Genomic DNA, 15,329 nt, shown 5'->3' with positions numbered 1-15,329 from the left:
AACCACAATGGACGAGACGGCAATCGATCGAGCGGCCATGGAGCGGCTAGGCAAGGCGCTGGCGTTCATTTGCGGTCCAACGCATCCGACGACGATTGCGCTTCAGGCCGCGGCCAAGAGTGGATCGGAGCGCGACATCAAGGCGGCGCGCCTGCTGTTTCTGAAGCTGAAGCCTGGCGACCGGCGGTCCGCGCTCGCCATGCTCGATGACGCTTAATGCAGCGGTTGAGAACGACTGTGCCCGGCGCGGCATCGGAAGCCTCACCCTGCATGGCGTGCGGAGCCTGTTGCTCGTATTCCGCTGATTGGCCGCGGTTCACGTGGGAGGACGATGCAGCTCTTGCGCGCCTTCCTCAAGATTTGGTCACCCTATCCGGCATGCGCTGCGACGGCGCGCGATGCAGCGCGTTGGTTGGCGTCGTCGGCGTCTCGACATCATGTGCCGTCTATGCAGATCGGCCGGATGTGTGCCGAGCCTGCGTTGCAGGCGACGATGCGTGTCAGATGGCCCGCAGCAAGTTCGGCTTAAGCGAGCTTGTCGTTGCGGAGGCGTAAGTCTGCTCGCGATTTCTACAATCGCGGCGCGTCCATCAAATCGCGAGCTGTGGCTGCACCGGGGCGGCGTGCAAGCGCCGCAACGCCGGTGCGAGGGGGCACGCGTCTTCCAAGGCCGCGAGGCTGCGGCACGCAAGGTGGTCGCGCGCCGAGGATTGAGCAATGAGCCCGTTGCTGCGCATACGGGATGCAATGCGCGATACAGTGTCGGCGTTGAGCGCCAGATACTCGGCAATGTCTATCCGCGAGAGCGGCATCTCGAACGTCAGGCCCGAATGCGTCTCCTTGCCGGTGCGCAGCGCCAGCTCGATCATCATGGCCGCCACGCGCTCGTCACCGGTCAGGCCCGCAGTGATCGCACTGTGAAGGGCGAGACGCGCGGCGAGATCAGCCATGCTGTCGAAGAGCTGGCATTCAAGACCATGATCCTCCCGGGCGAGCGCTTCCACGGCAGACCAGCGCAAGCGCCAGGCTTCACCAGTTTCGGATGCCGTTAGGATGTCGGCGCCTTCCAGAGGCCGCAAGGCGTTCGATCGGATCACGTCACCGGGATAGAGGATCGACAGGATATGGTGCTGGTCGCCGGGCATTGGAATGCGTGCCAGGAAAAGCCCCTTGCGGATGAGATAGACCGTCTCGTTGGGTTGGGGCGCCAGAGGATGACTTTGACGTTTGCGCGTCGCTATCCGCACAGCCTGGCGTTCGAACTGCTGTGAGACGACGTCGAGGGTGTTTTTCATCGCCCCGCCCGGTTTGGATTTGTGTCTGCGGTCTACTTCGTCGTCTCTCTCCGTATGCACCTTGATCGCGATCAAATCGACCGCGTGCCGGTGGCGCGTCTCGTTTGATCTCAATCAAACGTTTCGTGGCAGGCGCGCAACGCGCCCTCGCGAATGGCCTCGCTGCTGATCCAGGACAGATTTTGTCCGCACTTCGCGCTGTCGGATAAGGCGCGGCGCACCGCAATGTTCGCGCCATTGTATTCGGGCCGGCGTGTCGATGGGCCGACGAAATGGATCCAGAAGGAAGCAGGATATGACGGGTACGAAAGTTCTAGGCGCCATCGCAGCGGTCGCGGTCGGGATGGGCGCGCTGGTTGCGCCCGCCGCCGCCGGAAGCGAGAGCGGCAACTTCATGGTGCGTGTGCAAGGGACCGTCGTCGATCCGGACTCGTCGGCGAAAGTCTCTGCGGGTGGAGCACGGCTCGCGGGTGCGGACGCGGAAGTCGATACGGAGGTCCTGCCGACGCTGACGCTGTCGTACTTCTTCAACAAGAACATCGCGCTCGAGCTCTTCTGCTGCTTCGCGAAGCTCGAAGCCGAGGGCAAGGGCAGCATCAACGGGACGGATCTCGGCGACTTCTGGGTCTTTCCGCCGGCGCTGACGCTGCAGTATCATTTCGATCAATTCGGCGCGCTGAAGCCCTATGTCGGCGCCGGGCTGCAGTACATCCACTTCTTCAATGAAGGACGTAGCGATCTCGGAGCGAAGATCGATCTCGATGATGCCGTCGGGTTCACGCTTCAGGCGGGTGTCGACGTTTCTCTGGGCGAGGGCTGGTATCTCAACGCCGACGTGAAGAAGACGTTCATCGAAACGGACGCCTCGTGGGGTGCCACTGGCATCAAGGCGGATGTGGACATCGATCCGTGGATCTTCAGCCTCGGCGTCGGATACCGCTTCAATCTCGAGGATGTGTTCGGGCGTCGTGAAGCTGCGGCCCTGAAATAGCGACTCTCACAGTGACTGGATCAGTCGGCGCATGGCGTCGACGAGAGGGCGGCATGCCTTCAAGTGAGGCTCTTCGTGGTCGAGCACGGCCGCAAAGGCCTTTTTCTTGAAGGCCGTGATGTCGAGACGGTCGGACGTGTAGCTGATCTCGGCGGCATTGCAGATGATATCGATCAGGCGATCGATGGCGTGCATGCGGCCGAGCAGATAGTCGTTCTCGCGGTAGGATCGGGACAGAAAGCCCGCGAAATTCGCAAAGCCCGTGCCCTTAAGCGTGGCGCCGGGAACGCCTGACAGCGTGCGTGCATCGAGCGGACTGATGCGATCCACGAGGATCTCGCGGAACTCACCCGGCTCGCGCGTCATCGCGACAGGAAACGTCAGCAGATCCCAATAGGGGAAACCGAGGTAGTTCACGAGGACTTCGCGCCGGGCCTCCTGCGGCCATTCGGTCGGATCCATGGCGGCAAGGAGAAGGTCTACGTCGCGTGTGCTCGTGGTGAGATTGATCTCATCGGAGAGGCGGTCGACAAGGCGCGTGAGCTGCTCCTGATGCGTATCGACGAACAGCGCGGCAGAGGCCTGGAGATTGCGTGCATCGGAAGCGGATGGTGGGGCGGGGAAAATTTCCGCGACCAGCGCGTGCGTCTCCACGCTAAACTGCCGCCAGTCTTGCCGTTTTCTCAGTGCTTCTAGACACGCATAGAAATCACGCTTCAGATGATTGACGGTTGCCGCTTCGAGCCCCGGGTACCGGCCCTCGCTCAGGAGCTGGTAAAGACGGTTCTGTCCTTCAATGAGGAAGTTCAGGCGGCGTTTGCGATAATCGAGATCGAACTTGAGCAGGAAGGCGGCCCAGGGGAGCAGCGGGGCGGTCGTGGAGCCCTCCGCATGAAGGGCCTGCGCGTCAGCCGTCTCGTAGACGATACCGTTGCGCATGGCCCAAGCCTCAAGAGTGGCGCTGACGGCGTTGGCCATCGGCGAGCCGTTCGGTACGCCCAGGATCGAAGCAACCATGCGACTGACGAAACGAAGGATCGATGCCAGCTTGAGGCGCACATATCCCTGATAGGCGAAGCCTGCCTCGCGCGCGACCTGGGCATTCATCGCCTCGCGCCAGACGCTGATCTGTTGCGTGGCGTTGGACCAATCGGGCGAGGCGGGAACAATGCTGTTGACGTAGCGCGTGACCTGCGGCCGGGCGCCTTCGATGATGCCCCGAAGCTCCCGCATGCGGTCGTTGAAGTCGATCACCCAGCCGAGGTCGTCGGTTACGGGCTGGGCGCGCGGAAGATCCGAGATGGCGCCACGTACGGTGGCGAAGAAGCCCGGTATGGCCAAGCGCTCTTTCGTCACCGGAGTAGAGGGGTTGGGCTCGATGTAGACCAGCCGCCGCTCGGCCTGGCGATAAGCGGGGCGTCCGTGAACGGCGGCAATTGCCTCGCGGAACGGCCTATTGTTGAGCACGCTGCCGTCGATGAAGCTCGCGTAGGCGGGATCGACGTTGGCGTCCAAATAGCGTGGGAAGTTTTTCTCGATGAACTCCTGGCGTCGCGGCCATGTGGCGCCGCGCTCGCTTAGAAGCTGGTCCATCTCTGCGATCTGTGCAGGCGGAAATACGCCCGGAAAGGACGATGTGGCGCGCGCCGCGAAAGCGAGGCCCGGGGCATTGCCGAGGTCGAAGTCGTTCTCGGCAATACCGCTCTGCGTCCGGCGAAAACAGAAGCGCAGGACGTGGCGATGCTCGCGTTCATGAATGAGCGGGGGATCGTGGATTTGCACGAGATGCATCTGGCCGTAGTAGTCCGTCAGCGTGACGAAGAGGTCGAGGCGCTGACCGGACGGGAGCAGTGCGTTGGGCTTGCGAGGTTCGCCCATGGCTTGAATTGCATCGTACATGAGTGCCGACATGCAAGGGCCATCGAGTGGCGGCTTGAACCACCGCGAGCGTACGAAGAGCGAAAGGTTTCGGCGGACCTCGTCATCTCGGATCGAAGGGATGTAACCGGTTTTGGCTGCGCCCCAGAACAAGGGACGCAGCGCCGCTTTGCTCCAGCGTCCTGCGCGGGCCTCGCGCGCGAGCAGTACGTTCACATCGGCGTTGTCGAGCCAGAGATTGCGGAGTGCTCCAATTGGGAGATCGTGGCTCAACGCGCGGGCCAGCATCGTTCCGTTGATCCCGCCAGCGGATGCGCCTGCGATGATATCGACAATGACGCGCAGATCGAGGTCGCGGCCGATTTCCCGGAGGAGCTCGAAATAGACCGGCTCGGTGTCCGTTTCGAATTCAGGATGGCGGTCGGATTGGGGGTAGACGGCCTCCGCACGAGCCTTGCGATCGGGGATGTTGTGCAAGGCGGAGGATGCGCGGACGAGCTTCAGGATCTCCTTGCTGATCCCGTGCATGTAAACGGCCAGTGAGACGCCGCCAAAGCACACGAGTGCGATGCGCAGCTCCTTCTCCCTCATTGGCCGCTCCCGAACTTTCTGGATCTCTTCCGAGTCGCTCCGTCCTTACGGATTCCTAGACCATGCGGCGGCCAGGTGCGTCTACTCCGTGGTCTGCCGGGCAAGACGGATGTGGATAGAGAACGAGGAACGGCAGCCCCTGGTTTCAGCAATCGTCGGGAGGCGCGTCTTCGTTGAAGCGCTGCGAGATCCATTCGACGGTTGCGTTTGCGCTGTCATGGGCAGCCGTGAAGTGGCCGACGCCTTCCATCACGTGCCGCTTAACCTTTGCGCCGCCGCTGCACATTTTTTTGATATGGGCCTCGGTGATGGCGGGCCGGGCGATATGATCAGCGGTCCCCTGCGCGACGAAAACCGGCGTTCCGGCCGGCAGCAGGCCGGGCTCATTCTGGTCCATGACTTTGCGGATTGGCGCGAAGTCTGTCGGATCGACTCGCAGGAAGTTCTTCTCGAGAATTCGTTCGTCGAGGTCCGCTTTTGCGAACTGTTCGGCGGTTGCGATGCAATCGGAGCCCAGATCTTTTACGTGATGAAGTGCCTGAGGTTCGACCGTATCGTGGAGGGGTAGGCCAAGGGTATGTGCCCACGAGTAAAGGATCATGGAGATGAGGATGCGCCCGCTGGGGGCACCTTCGCCTGCCTTGTAAACTTCGACGATGCTTGTGACAGGTGCAGCGGCCGCGACGCCAACGAGCTTCAACTCCGGCGCATAGGCAGCAGCGGTTTCGCCCGTGAACAGCGCTGCGTGTCCGCCCTGCGAATGGCCCCAGACCGCAAAACGGTCACTGGCGGCCGCGCCCTTGAACTGTCGCGCCGCCCGCACGGAATCGAGTACAGCCTGCGCCTCGCCTTTTCCGATCAGGTACGGGTGCGTTCCTTTCGTGCCCAGGCCGATGTAGTCGGTGGCAACGATGACGTAATTTTTCGCGATGAGGCTGTCGGCCCCCGGAACGGTGCCCGCGACATTGGGGTTCAAGGTCGGAGCGCATTTGGGAACGACACCGGTTGTCGGATGCGACCAAGCGATGACATCGCGTGGCTTGCCGGTCGGTGGGGTTTTCGGAACCAGGATCGCGCCACTGACAGCGACGGGTTTGCCGTCATGATCCGTCGAACGGTAAAGGATGCGATAGGCTCTGTAGGCTGCCTTGGATTGCTCCTCCAACGGCCACGCGTTGAAGATCGTTCCCGGCGCGGCCGCTGCGAGAGAGTTTGCTGGAACCTCGGTATCGGCAGTTGCGGTGCCACAGCCGAGAGCGAGGGCGAGCATCCACGTGTAGATGGTGTTTTTGTACGAAGGTCCTCGACGGACATAGGTTCTGGAAGTCGGCATCTCGCTCCGCCCGCATGATTCTCTTGGCGCACGAGTCTGCACTCGCGCTTCGGAATGTCACGCGTCGCGTCGATCCCGTGCCGCCCGGGCAATCGCTAGCCCTGCCAAGGTCACAAGGCATTTCAAGAGGCTGAGGTGACATACAACACTCAGCGCGGCGGCCGGCGGGGTATGGTTTCCGCCCGTTCAGTCACCGTTGCCGGCCACAATGACGCGGGAAAGGCCGTCCGCCAACGGCCGATTATGCCTCCGGGGTGTTGAACTGATCTTGGTGGCCCGGCTACATAGGAGCCATGAGCAGGATCGGCTTCTACTCGGGATCGTTCGATCCCGTCACACTCGGGCATACCGACATCATCGAACGGGCCAGCCGGCTCGTCGACAAGCTGGTGATCGGTATCGGCGTGCATCCGGCAAAGGCGCCACTGTTCTCGGATGACGAGCGTGTCGAAATGCTCGAAGCCGAGACCCGTGCGATTGCTACGTCGGCGGGCATTCCGATCGAGGTCATCACCTTCTCGGATCTGGCTGTTTCGGCGGCTCAGCGGTTCGGTGCGAGTGTCATTTTCCGCGGTCTTCGCGATGGCACCGACTTCGACTACGAAATGCAGATGGCGAACATGAACGGCCAGATGGTGCCGTCGGTGCAGACCGTTTTCGTCGCCGCGTCGCCCGAGGTCCGGCATATCGCCGCCAATCTCGTGCGTCAGATTGCGCTGATGGGAGGCGACGTGACCCCCTTCGTTTCCAAGGGCGTGGCGTTGTGGCTCGCTACGAAGGCCCAGGCGAAGCGGTAACGGCGTATCGGCCGGTTGCCCGGCGGGTTGCAAAAGGCCATAACGGCGGGCATCGGAATCGAACGGCGCCGACAAACACAACAATCGAAGGCCAGGAGCGCGCGAATGGAAACGATCAAGTATCTGGCGGCCGCGCTGACGATGGCCTTCGGATTGGCGGCCTGCAGCAGCAATGGTGTGCAGATCACACAACCCGCGGGTGCGGGAACGCAAACCGCGGGTGGCATGGTGACGACCGGCGCCACGGCGAACGATCCCTCCAACACGGCGATCCTGGAGCTGAAGAACGGCAAGGTCACGATCCGGCTGCGGCCGGATCTCGCGCCGAAGCACGTCGAGCGGTTCAAGATGCTGATCAACGAAGGCTTCTACAATGGCCTCAAGTTCCATCGCGTGATCCCGGGCTTCATGGCTCAGACCGGCGATCCGCTGGGCACCGGCGCGGGCGGCTCGAAGTATCCGGACCTTCCGGCAGAATTCTCTGCTACGGCGTTTGAGCGCGGCACGCTCGGCGCGGCGCGCACCAGCGATCCGAACAGTGCCAACAGCCAGTTCTTCATCACGTTTACCCACGCGCCGCATCTCAACGGCCAGTACACGGTTTTCGGACAGGTGGTTGACGGCATGCAGTTCGTTGACCAAATCGCCAAGGGCGAGCCGCCTCCGAAGCCCGACGTCATCGTGAAGATGTACATGGCGACTGCGGCGCCCTGATTTTCACGTCCGATCGCGGCGTTTCATGCCGAGCTGCCGACATCGTCGCCGGCATGACGCTAATCTTTCTCATCTCCAGTGGAGCTTACCTATGGCCGACATCAAGGACCCCGAGAACACCCTCATCATCGAGACGACCAAGGGCAAGGTGGTCATCGAACTGCGCCCGGATCTGGCGCCCAACCACGTGGCGCGCATCAAGCAGCTTGCGCGCGAGGGCTTCTATGACGGCGTAGTGTTTCATCGCGTCATCGACGGCTTCATGGCGCAGACCGGCTGCCCGCACGGCACCGGCACGGGCGGTTCGGAGCATGGGAATCTGAAGGCCGAGTTCAATGCCGAGCCGCACGTGCGCGGCGTTTGCTCCATGGCGCGTGCCGCTTCGCCGGACAGCGCCAACAGCCAGTTCTTTATTGTCTTCGACGATGCGACCTTCCTCGACAAGAAGTACACGGTGTGGGGCAAGGTGATCGAGGGCATGGAAAACGTCGACAAGATCAAGCGCGGCGAGCCCGTGCAGAATCCCGACAAGATGATCTCGGTGAAAGTGGCTGCTGACGCGGCTTGATCGCCGAAGACTGGGGAAAGTTGATGTCGCCGCAGGCTCTTCTACTTGCCGCATTCGCGCTGCTGGCCGGCGCGATGATTTCGATCCAGGCGCCGATCAATGCCATGGCAGCCGCAAGGCTCGGCAATCCGCTTGGGGCGGCGACACTTTCCTTCCTCGTCGGTGCGCTGTGTCTCCTGGTGGTGACGCTGTCATTCGCGCGGGGACAGGTGGCGTGGGGTAACGTCTCGTCGCTCCCGCCCATGCTGTGGCTCGGCGGTGTGCTGGGCGCGATCTATGTGACGGTTGCGATCGTGCTGACGCCGACACTCGGCGTCGGCGCCGTCATCGCGCTCGCCATTGCGGGACAGGTGACGGCCGGTCTTGCGCTCGATCACTATGGACTGTTCGGCCTTGCGACGCGCGAGATCTCGCTGGGTCGAGCGACCGGTGCCGTGATGGTGGTGATCGGCGCGCTCATGGTGCGCTTTTTCTGAAACGGAGCGACGATGATGAGCGGCACGTGGGCTCTCTGGAATATCGGCGTTGCCGGTCTGATCGGCGCGGCGGGCGTGGCCTTGTCTGCGGTTGCCGCGCACCGCGTTGCCGATCCGTCGCTTGCGACGGCCGCGATGTTTCTCATCGTGCACGCGGCGGCGGCGATGGCGCTCTCGGCCGTGGCATCCGGCGCGCCCTTACCGGTGGGTTTCCTCGCCAGCGCGTCGTTGATGATCCTTGCCGTCGCGCTCTTTTCCGGCGATGTGGCTGCGCGCGTGCTGGGTGGCGGGAAGCTGTTTCCAATGGCGGCGCCGCTTGGCGGCTCACTTTTGATTCTGGCCTGGGTTTTGGCCGGTCTCACGGGGATCGTGTCCGCGTTCCGGGGCCACTGAGCGCGCCCGAAGCTCTCATTGCATTGCAGCATAGCTGAACAAGTTACTGCCCGGCTGTTGTGTTTGCCGCTGGGCGTATTACCCTTGTGTCAGTCCAGCCTGAGTCGCTGTGCGCGGCGCGAGCCCCGCGCGGCATGAGCTGCAGGTGAATGGCGTCTCATTACATTGTGGTGGTGCTTGTGTTGGCTCGCGTTCGGCGCTGGGCCGCGCGCCCGGCAATATCAACCAAACCCGTTCGGGGGAGACGACATGGAAATGATCAATACGACTAAGTCCTGGATCGCCGGCTTGACGGAAGTCGGCCTGATGCTCCTCGGGCTGGCAATCGTCGCATCGTTGCTGGCTGGCGGCACCGTGCCGTTCTTCGGCGGCGTCGTCGCCAATATCGTCGGCCTGGTGAAGGAGTTGGGCACGAACGGCCTCGTCGGCCTGATCGCTCTCGGCTTCATCCTTTGGCTGTTCTCGAAGCGCACGATCGCCTGAAATTAAAGGGAGGGCGCGGGGTTCGCGCCCCGCGCCGACCATCTCATGCCGGACATCATCGATCACATCCGCAAGGCGGGATGGCTTGCTGTGGAAGCAGGCCTGCTCCTCGTCATCCTGTGCGTGCTGCTTAATATCATCCTTGGCCCGGTGAGCAGCGGCGAGTTCGTCGCGGCCGTAGCCACGAATGCCAACACATTCCTGCAAGGGCTTCCCGCAGGAACCGTCGTGGGGCTCGTGTTGATTTTTCTGGCTTATGCGCTCGTGACGCGTCGCAGCGCGGCGTCTTGAGGTCGCCAGATCTCTCCGGCGGTGTGTGCTCTGCCCTCGTTTCGGGGTGGGAGTTCGTTGCAGCCGGGGCGTCGGAATAGATGGAATGCACCCATTTCGGCGGGGCCCCCGGGTGGCCCCGGCGGCGGTTCGATTTTGGGCTCCGGCTCCGCGTCCGGAGGCGAAGTGGGGTCTCTGGTCGGATCAGGGCGCATTGGCTCGGGTGGCTTGTGCGGATCCGGGTCTCTCGGCGATCTGGTCGGCTTGGTCGGGCCAGGCACGGCCGCCCCCTATTTGGTATTCCTCAACGAGGGTTCAACGCTCTCTTGTCGCAGGGGTTCCTCATCGGCCTGAGTTGAGGCTATGAGAGGCCCATGCGTACCGATCTTTTCGATTTCGAGCTCCCGGAGGACCGTATCGCGCTCTATCCCGCCGAACCGCGGGACGCGGCGCGTCTGCTCGTCGTCAATCCCGGTCAGGCGCCGAAGTTGGCCGACAGGACAGTGCGGGATCTCGTTGGCCTGTTGCAGGCCGGGGATGCCCTCGTGCTTAACGATACCCGAGTTATTCCAGCGGCACTCGAAGGGGTGCGTGTGCGCGGAGACCTACGGTCACGCGTGACGTTCAATTTGCTGCGGCGTGTCGATGCCAGCCGCTGGAGTGCGCTGGCCCGGCCTGCGAAACGGCTTGCGATCGGGGATCGCGTGCGGTTCGGCCGCGAGAGCGATATGGCGTGTTCGTTGGGTGCGCTCGATGCAACGGTCGCCGCGCGTCTGGACGCGGGTGAAGTGGAGCTTACGTTCGATCTCGCGGGCCCGGATCTCGATCGTGCCATCGAGAGCGTCGGCGAGATGCCGTTGCCGCCCTACATCGCGCTGAAACGCGGACCGGATGCGCGAGATCGCGCGAGCTATCAGACGATCTACGCGGAGCGGGAAGGGGCCGTGGCCGCACCGACCGCTGGTCTGCATTTCACGCCTGATCTGTTTGCGGCCCTCGAGGCCCGTGGCGTAGCCCGGCACTTCGTGACGCTGCATGTGGGCGCAGGAACGTTTCTGCCTGTGAAGGCGGATGATACGAGCGAGCACAAGATGCACTCGGAGTGGGGTGAGGTCGCATCCGAGACGGCGCAGGCGCTCAATGATGTGCATGCGCGCGGTGGCCGTATCGTAGCGGTGGGAACGACGTCGCTGCGCATCCTCGAAAGCGCGTCAACGCCCGATGGCAAGATCCAGCCGTTTGCAGGCGAGACCGACATCTTCATCACGCCCGGCTATCGCTTTCGTGCGGTTGACGTGCTGATGACGAATTTTCATCTGCCGCGCTCGACGCTGTTCATGCTCGTTTCGGCGTTTGCCGGTCTCGACGCAATGAAAGCAGCCTATGCGCACGCGGTGGCGTCCGGCTATCGCTTCTACTCCTACGGCGATGCGTCGCTTTTGTTCCGCGCGCCTTCCGACAGCAAGGGCCTCCATGACTGATACCGCGACGTTCTTCTATCGCCCGCTCGGGCGCGACGGGCTTGCTCGCCGCGGCGAGATCGTGACGCCACGCGGTATCATCCGCACGCCGGCATTCATGCCGGTCGGTACGGTGGCGACGGTCAAGGCGCTTTATCCGGAGCAGGTGCGTGACGCAGGCGCTGACATTCTGCTCGGCAATACCTATCACCTCATGTTGCGGCCGGGCGCGGAACGCGTTGCGAAGCTCGGCGGCCTGCACAAATTCATGCGCTGGGAAAAGCCGATCCTGACCGACTCGGGCGGCTTCCAGGTCATGAGCCTGTCGAAGATACGCAAGATCACGGAGGAGGGGGCGCTGTTCCAATCGCACCTCGACGGCTCCCGGCACATGCTGACACCGGAGCGTTCGATCGAGATCCAGTGTCTGCTCGGCTCCGATATTCAGATGCAGTTTGACGAGTGCATCGAGCTGCCGGCCGAGCGGCGCGAGGCGGAGCGTGCGATGGAGTTGTCGCTTCGCTGGGCGGAGCGGTCGCGGCAGGCGTTTCTGGCGCAACGCGCGAGCGGTGGTGCGGGACCGGGACAAGCGCTGTTCGGCATCGTGCAGGGTGGCATCGATCAAGAGCTGCGCCGGCGCTCGGCGGAGGCCCTCGTCGGGATGGATCTCGAAGGCTATGCGGTCGGCGGCTTGGCCGTCGGCGAGGGGCATGACCTGATGCTTGCCACGCTCGACGCGACGTTGCCGTTTCTGCCCGAAGGCAAGCCGCGTTATCTGATGGGGGTCGGCACGCCGCTCGACTTGATCGAAGCGGTTCGGCGCGGCATCGATATGTTCGACTGCGTTCTGCCAACGCGGAACGGCCGTCATGGCCTTGCGTATACGTGGAATGGGCCGGTCAATTTGCGCAACGCGGTGAACGCCGACGATGCGTCTCCGCTGGATCTCGAAAGCTCATGCACCGCCGCGCGAGACTATTCGCGCGCCTATCTGCATCACCTCATTCGTTCGGGCGAGTATCTCGGCGCCATGATCCTCTCCTGGATCAATACGGTCTTCTATCAGGACCTGATGGCCGCCATGCGCGCGGCGATCGAGGAGGGCCGGTTTGCGTCGTGGGCCGAGGAAACAAAGGCGCGTATCGCGGCGAGACCCTCCGAGAAAGCGGCTGTGTCAGGGTAGCGGCGCGGCGTCCACCATTTCGCGGGCGATCACGCGCTCGCGGTGCACGAGATAGACGCCGGATGCGACGATCAGCGACGCACCGGCGAGTGTCCACAGGTCGGGTAGATCGCCGAACACCGCAAACCCGAACGCGACCATGCTCAGGATCTGCATATAGAGGAAGGGCGCGATCGAGGACGCCGGGGCCAAGCGGTAGGCGTGCAGGAACAGCCAGTGGCCGGTGCCGCCGAGAATGCCGAGCGAGCCCAGTAGGAACCACGAGAGCGTATCCGGTGGCGCGTGCCAGTCGGCCAACGCGAACGGCGCGCCGGCGAACGTGCCGACGAACATCGAATAGAACAGCGTAACCAGAGGCGGATCGAAGTGCGCCATGTGCCGTGTCAGCAGCATGAAGAGCGCGTAAACAAGCATCGCGGCAAAGGCATAAAGTACAGCCGGATGCACGACGCCGAATCCCGGGCGAACCGCAATCAGCACGCCCACGAAGCCGAACAGAATAGCGACGAAGCGGCGCAAGCCAACCCATTCGCCGAGTAATGGTCCGGCGAGGAGGGCGACCATCAGCGGGGCTAGAAACACGATGGTGATGGTCTGGTCGAGGCGCATGTATTGCAGCGCCAGGAAGTTGAAGGCCGTGGTGCCGACCATCAGCACCGAGCGGATGATCTGCAATCCAAAGCGATTGGTTGTGAAGAGCGCCTTGGCGGTCATGATGCCGAAGGCGGGCACGAAAAGCAGCAACAACACGAACTGACCGACAAAGCGAACCCAGACAACCTGGGCAACGCTCAGGCCCTCGCGGGTGACCAGGAATTTTGCGGCTGTGTCGAGCGCAGAGAAAAGGACAACCGCAGCCATCATCAGGCCGATGGCCTGGAGGCGGTGGCGGCCCGCTTCGGCCGATGTGGGGCGGTCGATCTGGGCTGTCATGTGGGGGTCTGGCCTCGGGAGCCCTCTCTTAACCCATGGGGGCCGGATTGCGACGCGGTATTTTGGCGAAAGATCGGGCAAAATGGCGCTGTGCCCGTGACATCTCTGTCGGGGTGCAAGCGTCTCCTTGACCCGGCTGCCTGCTCCCCCTAGAAAGCGCTCTCTCGAATGCGTCGTCCGCCTTTGGCGCGGCACGGCACGGGCCGGTAGCTCAGCGGTAGAGCACGTGACTTTTAATCATGGGGTCGAGGGTTCGATTCCCTCCCGGCTCACCACCCATCGTTTTTTTATTCAATTAAATCAATTACTTATGTGATGTGTCATATTAGACCTCTCAACAATCTCGTGAGGACGCCCATCCCGCAAGATGACGCGTAGGGGCCAAGAGTTGGTGCGTATGCTGCAAAAAGTAACTTGCGGCGTGCTCAAGTAGCCTTTTCGGTGCAGTTGGTAACGCCCCGTTTTAAGTAAAGAAGCTAGGTACTTAATCGTCGAATTGGCGTCGACTCTTTGGGGCTCGACCAAGTCCAATGCACATTCACCTCGGGACGGTAAGGCGGATTCGTCCCAGAAGCGGAAGTGGGTGGTCGAATGATCGGCGTTCGGGACTCGATCGCTACTTATGTCTGCTTGTCGCTGGACAGCGGCCAAAGTCGCCGCTAGGCGGTTTCGTGTTTCTGACCCGTCGCTGACATGCACGGATCGACCGCAACGTCCGAATTGCAGCCATCGGTCTGACTGTGGTCGGCGCCCCTGGTCATCGCCGTCCAGGTCCGCTCGTGGGGGTGAACCGGCTGTCAGATATCGATCTTCTCCGCGATCTCGATCGCATCGTCGACTTCGATGCCAAGGTAGGGTGCTCTCGATCTTGGAGTGACCGAGGAGAAGCTGCACAGCACGCAGATTGCCGGTTCGGCGATAGAACCGCCTTCGTGCGCCGTAACGAGTGAGTGCCGAACTTGGCCGGATCGAGCCCGATGCTGGCAACCCATTCATGAACGAGACGCGCGTACTGCCGTGTAGCGAGTCCGTTGGAGCCTCCGCCGCGACCGGCAAAGAGGAGTTGCCCCGACCTTCGCCCCGTCAGCCGCCATCTGCAGCTTGCTCCGGATCGACCAGACGTGGCTCGGCCGTAGAGGTGGCTTCGCCCCGATGAGCTTGCCCCTGTTCCAAGGCGGACGGTGGGAGGCCTGAGGTGCAGCAGGGATACGATCGCTTTCCATAGTCTGTCTCCCTTCTCTGAGACAGGCCAGCATGCGCCCGAAGAGAGCTAGAGATCAGATATCGCGACCGGGTTCGGGCGACTTCGTCCATAGGCTAGTTACGAACCGTCGTTCCTGACCCATAGGAGACATCGGCGGCTCACCCCCGCCACCGAAGATAGCTGGGACGTGGCGAGAGCGCCGGCCGTCGTCCGCCATTGAGGTGTTTGCGAACAGCTCGTCCCGAGAGTATGAGTTCACACAAATTGACGGGATAGCGAATGACGATTTCAAGCGATGACGAGTTCGACAGGCTCAAGGAGATCGGCCGCATTGTCGCCAACACGCTGGCAGCAATGGGAATGTCCATCGAGCCAGGAATGACGACGGGCGAGCTAGATGAGTTCGGTCGAGGTCTTCTGGAAAGAGCAGGGGCCACGCCAGCTCCCGAGTTTTGCTACGGTTTCCCGGGTGCGACCTGCATCAGTGTCAACGAAGAGATCGCTCACGGCATTCCGGGGAACCGTCGAATTGCTGCGGGTGACCTGGTCAATATCGACGTTTCCGCGCAAAAGAATGGTGTTTTTGCCGACACGGGCGCATCTTTCGCCGTGCCGCCAGTCTCCAAAGCGATCGAGCGGCTTTGCCGTGATGGGCGACGGGCTATGTGGACGGGCATCAGGCAGATTGGCGCGAACAAGCCGCTCAGCGACATCGGAAAGGCGATCGGCACGTTCGCTCGTCGAAACCACTATACGCTCG

At 62.4% G+C, this 15,329-nt stretch carries 17 protein-coding genes, 1 tRNA gene and 1 pseudogene; 14 read left to right on the top strand and 5 right to left on the bottom strand.

All coding sequences use genetic code 11. From position 1 onward, the window contains the following. Positions 1 to 7 precede the first annotated feature (7 nt). Both VHO05_RS19465 and VHO05_RS19460 read left to right on the top strand, forming a co-directional pair. Positions 8 to 217: a hypothetical protein gene (locus VHO05_RS19465; RefSeq protein WP_329648295.1), complete on the top strand. Its 210-nt coding sequence runs from the start codon at positions 8 to 10 to the stop codon at positions 215 to 217. Further along, the gene (locus VHO05_RS19460) at positions 217 to 555 is read left to right on the top strand and encodes a YkgJ family cysteine cluster protein (protein WP_329648294.1); all 339 of its coding nucleotides are present in this window, start codon (positions 217 to 219) and stop codon (positions 553 to 555) included. Before VHO05_RS19465 ends, VHO05_RS19460 begins: the two co-directional genes overlap by 1 nt. Before the next feature lie 35 nt (positions 556 to 590). Here VHO05_RS19460 and VHO05_RS19455 read toward each other — a convergent pair whose 3' ends face one another. Next, positions 591 to 1,295 carry a Crp/Fnr family transcriptional regulator gene (locus tag VHO05_RS19455; protein ID WP_329648293.1) on the bottom strand — a complete coding sequence of 235 codons (705 nt, stop codon included), beginning with the start codon at positions 1,293 to 1,295 and terminating at the stop codon, positions 591 to 593. Positions 1,296 to 1,590: 295 nt separating this feature from the next. On the opposite strand from VHO05_RS19455, the gene VHO05_RS19450 reads away from it, so the two are divergent. Next, positions 1,591 to 2,286, top strand: coding sequence for an OmpW/AlkL family protein (locus tag VHO05_RS19450; RefSeq protein ID WP_329648292.1), 696 nt, complete (start codon positions 1,591 to 1,593; stop codon positions 2,284 to 2,286). Between the two features lie 6 nt (positions 2,287 to 2,292). Here VHO05_RS19450 and VHO05_RS19445 read toward each other — a convergent pair whose 3' ends face one another. Continuing rightward, a complete protein-coding gene (locus VHO05_RS19445) occupies positions 2,293 to 4,755 on the bottom strand; it encodes a patatin-like protein (RefSeq protein WP_329648291.1) in 2,463 nt (820 codons plus the stop codon). Between the two features lie 145 nt (positions 4,756 to 4,900). After that, positions 4,901 to 6,088 carry an alpha/beta fold hydrolase gene (locus VHO05_RS19440; RefSeq protein ID WP_329648290.1) on the bottom strand — a complete coding sequence of 396 codons (1,188 nt, stop codon included), beginning with the start codon at positions 6,086 to 6,088 and terminating at the stop codon, positions 4,901 to 4,903. Between the two features lie 293 nt (positions 6,089 to 6,381). On the opposite strand from VHO05_RS19440, the gene coaD reads away from it, so the two are divergent. The 9 genes from coaD (at position 6,382) to tgt (ending at position 12,432) form a co-directional block, all read left to right on the top strand. Then, positions 6,382 to 6,885 (top strand): pantetheine-phosphate adenylyltransferase, encoded by a 504-nt coding sequence (gene coaD, locus VHO05_RS19435; RefSeq protein ID WP_329648289.1) that lies wholly within the window; start codon positions 6,382 to 6,384, stop codon positions 6,883 to 6,885. A gap of 105 nt (positions 6,886 to 6,990) precedes the next feature. Further along, positions 6,991 to 7,599 carry a peptidylprolyl isomerase gene (locus VHO05_RS19430; RefSeq protein WP_414653819.1) on the top strand — a complete coding sequence of 203 codons (609 nt, stop codon included), beginning with the start codon at positions 6,991 to 6,993 and terminating at the stop codon, positions 7,597 to 7,599. A 91-nt stretch (positions 7,600 to 7,690) separates the two neighbouring features. Beyond that, positions 7,691 to 8,167, top strand: a complete 477-nt coding sequence (locus VHO05_RS19425; protein ID WP_329648288.1) for a peptidylprolyl isomerase — start codon at positions 7,691 to 7,693, stop codon at positions 8,165 to 8,167. A 23-nt stretch (positions 8,168 to 8,190) separates the two neighbouring features. Next, complete coding sequence (locus VHO05_RS19420) at positions 8,191 to 8,643, top strand: DMT family transporter (protein WP_329648287.1); 453 nt, start codon at positions 8,191 to 8,193, stop codon at positions 8,641 to 8,643. A 15-nt stretch (positions 8,644 to 8,658) separates the two neighbouring features. Further along, positions 8,659 to 9,036, top strand: a complete 378-nt coding sequence (locus VHO05_RS19415) for a DUF423 domain-containing protein (protein WP_329648286.1) — start codon at positions 8,659 to 8,661, stop codon at positions 9,034 to 9,036. A gap of 255 nt (positions 9,037 to 9,291) precedes the next feature. Beyond that, positions 9,292 to 9,519, top strand: a complete 228-nt coding sequence (locus VHO05_RS19410) for a hypothetical protein (protein ID WP_329648285.1) — start codon at positions 9,292 to 9,294, stop codon at positions 9,517 to 9,519. A 45-nt stretch (positions 9,520 to 9,564) separates the two neighbouring features. Continuing rightward, a complete protein-coding gene (locus tag VHO05_RS19405) occupies positions 9,565 to 9,810 on the top strand; it encodes a hypothetical protein (protein WP_329648284.1) in 246 nt (81 codons plus the stop codon). 353 nt (positions 9,811 to 10,163) lie between these two features. Next, on the top strand, positions 10,164 to 11,270 hold the full coding sequence (gene queA, locus VHO05_RS19400; RefSeq protein ID WP_329648283.1) for a tRNA preQ1(34) S-adenosylmethionine ribosyltransferase-isomerase QueA: 1,107 nt from the start codon (positions 10,164 to 10,166) through the stop codon (positions 11,268 to 11,270). Further along, positions 11,263 to 12,432, top strand: a complete 1,170-nt coding sequence (gene tgt / locus VHO05_RS19395) for a tRNA guanosine(34) transglycosylase Tgt (protein ID WP_329648282.1) — start codon at positions 11,263 to 11,265, stop codon at positions 12,430 to 12,432. Before queA ends, tgt begins: the two co-directional genes overlap by 8 nt. On the opposite strand, the gene VHO05_RS19390 is transcribed toward tgt, so the two are convergent. After that, entirely contained in the window at positions 12,424 to 13,365 is a 942-nt protein-coding gene (locus tag VHO05_RS19390; RefSeq protein WP_329648281.1) for a DMT family transporter, read from the bottom strand. The two genes, tgt and VHO05_RS19390, sit on opposite strands and share 9 nt — an antisense overlap. A gap of 200 nt (positions 13,366 to 13,565) precedes the next feature. On the opposite strand from VHO05_RS19390, the gene VHO05_RS19385 reads away from it, so the two are divergent. Continuing rightward, a tRNA-Lys gene (locus VHO05_RS19385) sits at positions 13,566 to 13,640 on the top strand. Between the two features lie 522 nt (positions 13,641 to 14,162). On the opposite strand, the pseudogene VHO05_RS19380 reads toward VHO05_RS19385, so the two are convergent. After that, positions 14,163 to 14,588, bottom strand: a pseudogene (locus VHO05_RS19380) (tyrosine-type recombinase/integrase). 260 nt (positions 14,589 to 14,848) lie between these two features. On the opposite strand from VHO05_RS19380, the gene VHO05_RS19375 reads away from it, so the two are divergent. Next, positions 14,849 to 15,329 (top strand): M24 family metallopeptidase (locus VHO05_RS19375; RefSeq protein WP_329648280.1); only part of this gene is annotated, 481 nt, incomplete at its 3' end.

The sequence above is a fragment of the Hyphomicrobium sp. genome (assembly GCF_036262015.1).
Taxonomy (GTDB): Bacteria; Pseudomonadota; Alphaproteobacteria; order Rhizobiales; family Hyphomicrobiaceae; genus Hyphomicrobium_C.
The sequence above is the reverse complement of the archived record's forward strand: the minus strand, read 5'-3'. Positions and strand labels throughout refer to the sequence as shown.

What these genes read in the sequence shown, in the direction of transcription:
- VHO05_RS19465 (WP_329648295.1), top strand. Translation starts at nt 8, where the DNA reads ATGGACGAGACGGCAATCGATCGAGCGGCCATGGAGCGGCTAGGCAAG.
- VHO05_RS19460 (WP_329648294.1), top strand. Translation starts at nt 217, where the DNA reads ATGCAGCGGTTGAGAACGACTGTGCCCGGCGCGGCATCGGAAGCCTCA.
- VHO05_RS19455 (WP_329648293.1), bottom strand. Translation starts at nt 1,295, where the DNA reads ATGAAAAACACCCTCGACGTCGTCTCACAGCAGTTCGAACGCCAGGCT.
- VHO05_RS19450 (WP_329648292.1), top strand. Translation starts at nt 1,591, where the DNA reads ATGACGGGTACGAAAGTTCTAGGCGCCATCGCAGCGGTCGCGGTCGGG.
- VHO05_RS19445 (WP_329648291.1), bottom strand. Translation starts at nt 4,755, where the DNA reads ATGAGGGAGAAGGAGCTGCGCATCGCACTCGTGTGCTTTGGCGGCGTC.
- VHO05_RS19440 (WP_329648290.1), bottom strand. Translation starts at nt 6,088, where the DNA reads ATGCCGACTTCCAGAACCTATGTCCGTCGAGGACCTTCGTACAAAAAC.
- coaD (WP_329648289.1), top strand. Translation starts at nt 6,382, where the DNA reads ATGAGCAGGATCGGCTTCTACTCGGGATCGTTCGATCCCGTCACACTC.
- VHO05_RS19430 (WP_414653819.1), top strand. Translation starts at nt 6,991, where the DNA reads ATGGAAACGATCAAGTATCTGGCGGCCGCGCTGACGATGGCCTTCGGA.
- VHO05_RS19425 (WP_329648288.1), top strand. Translation starts at nt 7,691, where the DNA reads ATGGCCGACATCAAGGACCCCGAGAACACCCTCATCATCGAGACGACC.
- VHO05_RS19420 (WP_329648287.1), top strand. Translation starts at nt 8,191, where the DNA reads ATGTCGCCGCAGGCTCTTCTACTTGCCGCATTCGCGCTGCTGGCCGGC.
- VHO05_RS19415 (WP_329648286.1), top strand. Translation starts at nt 8,659, where the DNA reads ATGAGCGGCACGTGGGCTCTCTGGAATATCGGCGTTGCCGGTCTGATC.
- VHO05_RS19410 (WP_329648285.1), top strand. Translation starts at nt 9,292, where the DNA reads ATGATCAATACGACTAAGTCCTGGATCGCCGGCTTGACGGAAGTCGGC.
- VHO05_RS19405 (WP_329648284.1), top strand. Translation starts at nt 9,565, where the DNA reads ATGCCGGACATCATCGATCACATCCGCAAGGCGGGATGGCTTGCTGTG.
- queA (WP_329648283.1), top strand. Translation starts at nt 10,164, where the DNA reads ATGCGTACCGATCTTTTCGATTTCGAGCTCCCGGAGGACCGTATCGCG.
- tgt (WP_329648282.1), top strand. Translation starts at nt 11,263, where the DNA reads ATGACTGATACCGCGACGTTCTTCTATCGCCCGCTCGGGCGCGACGGG.
- VHO05_RS19390 (WP_329648281.1), bottom strand. Translation starts at nt 13,365, where the DNA reads ATGACAGCCCAGATCGACCGCCCCACATCGGCCGAAGCGGGCCGCCAC.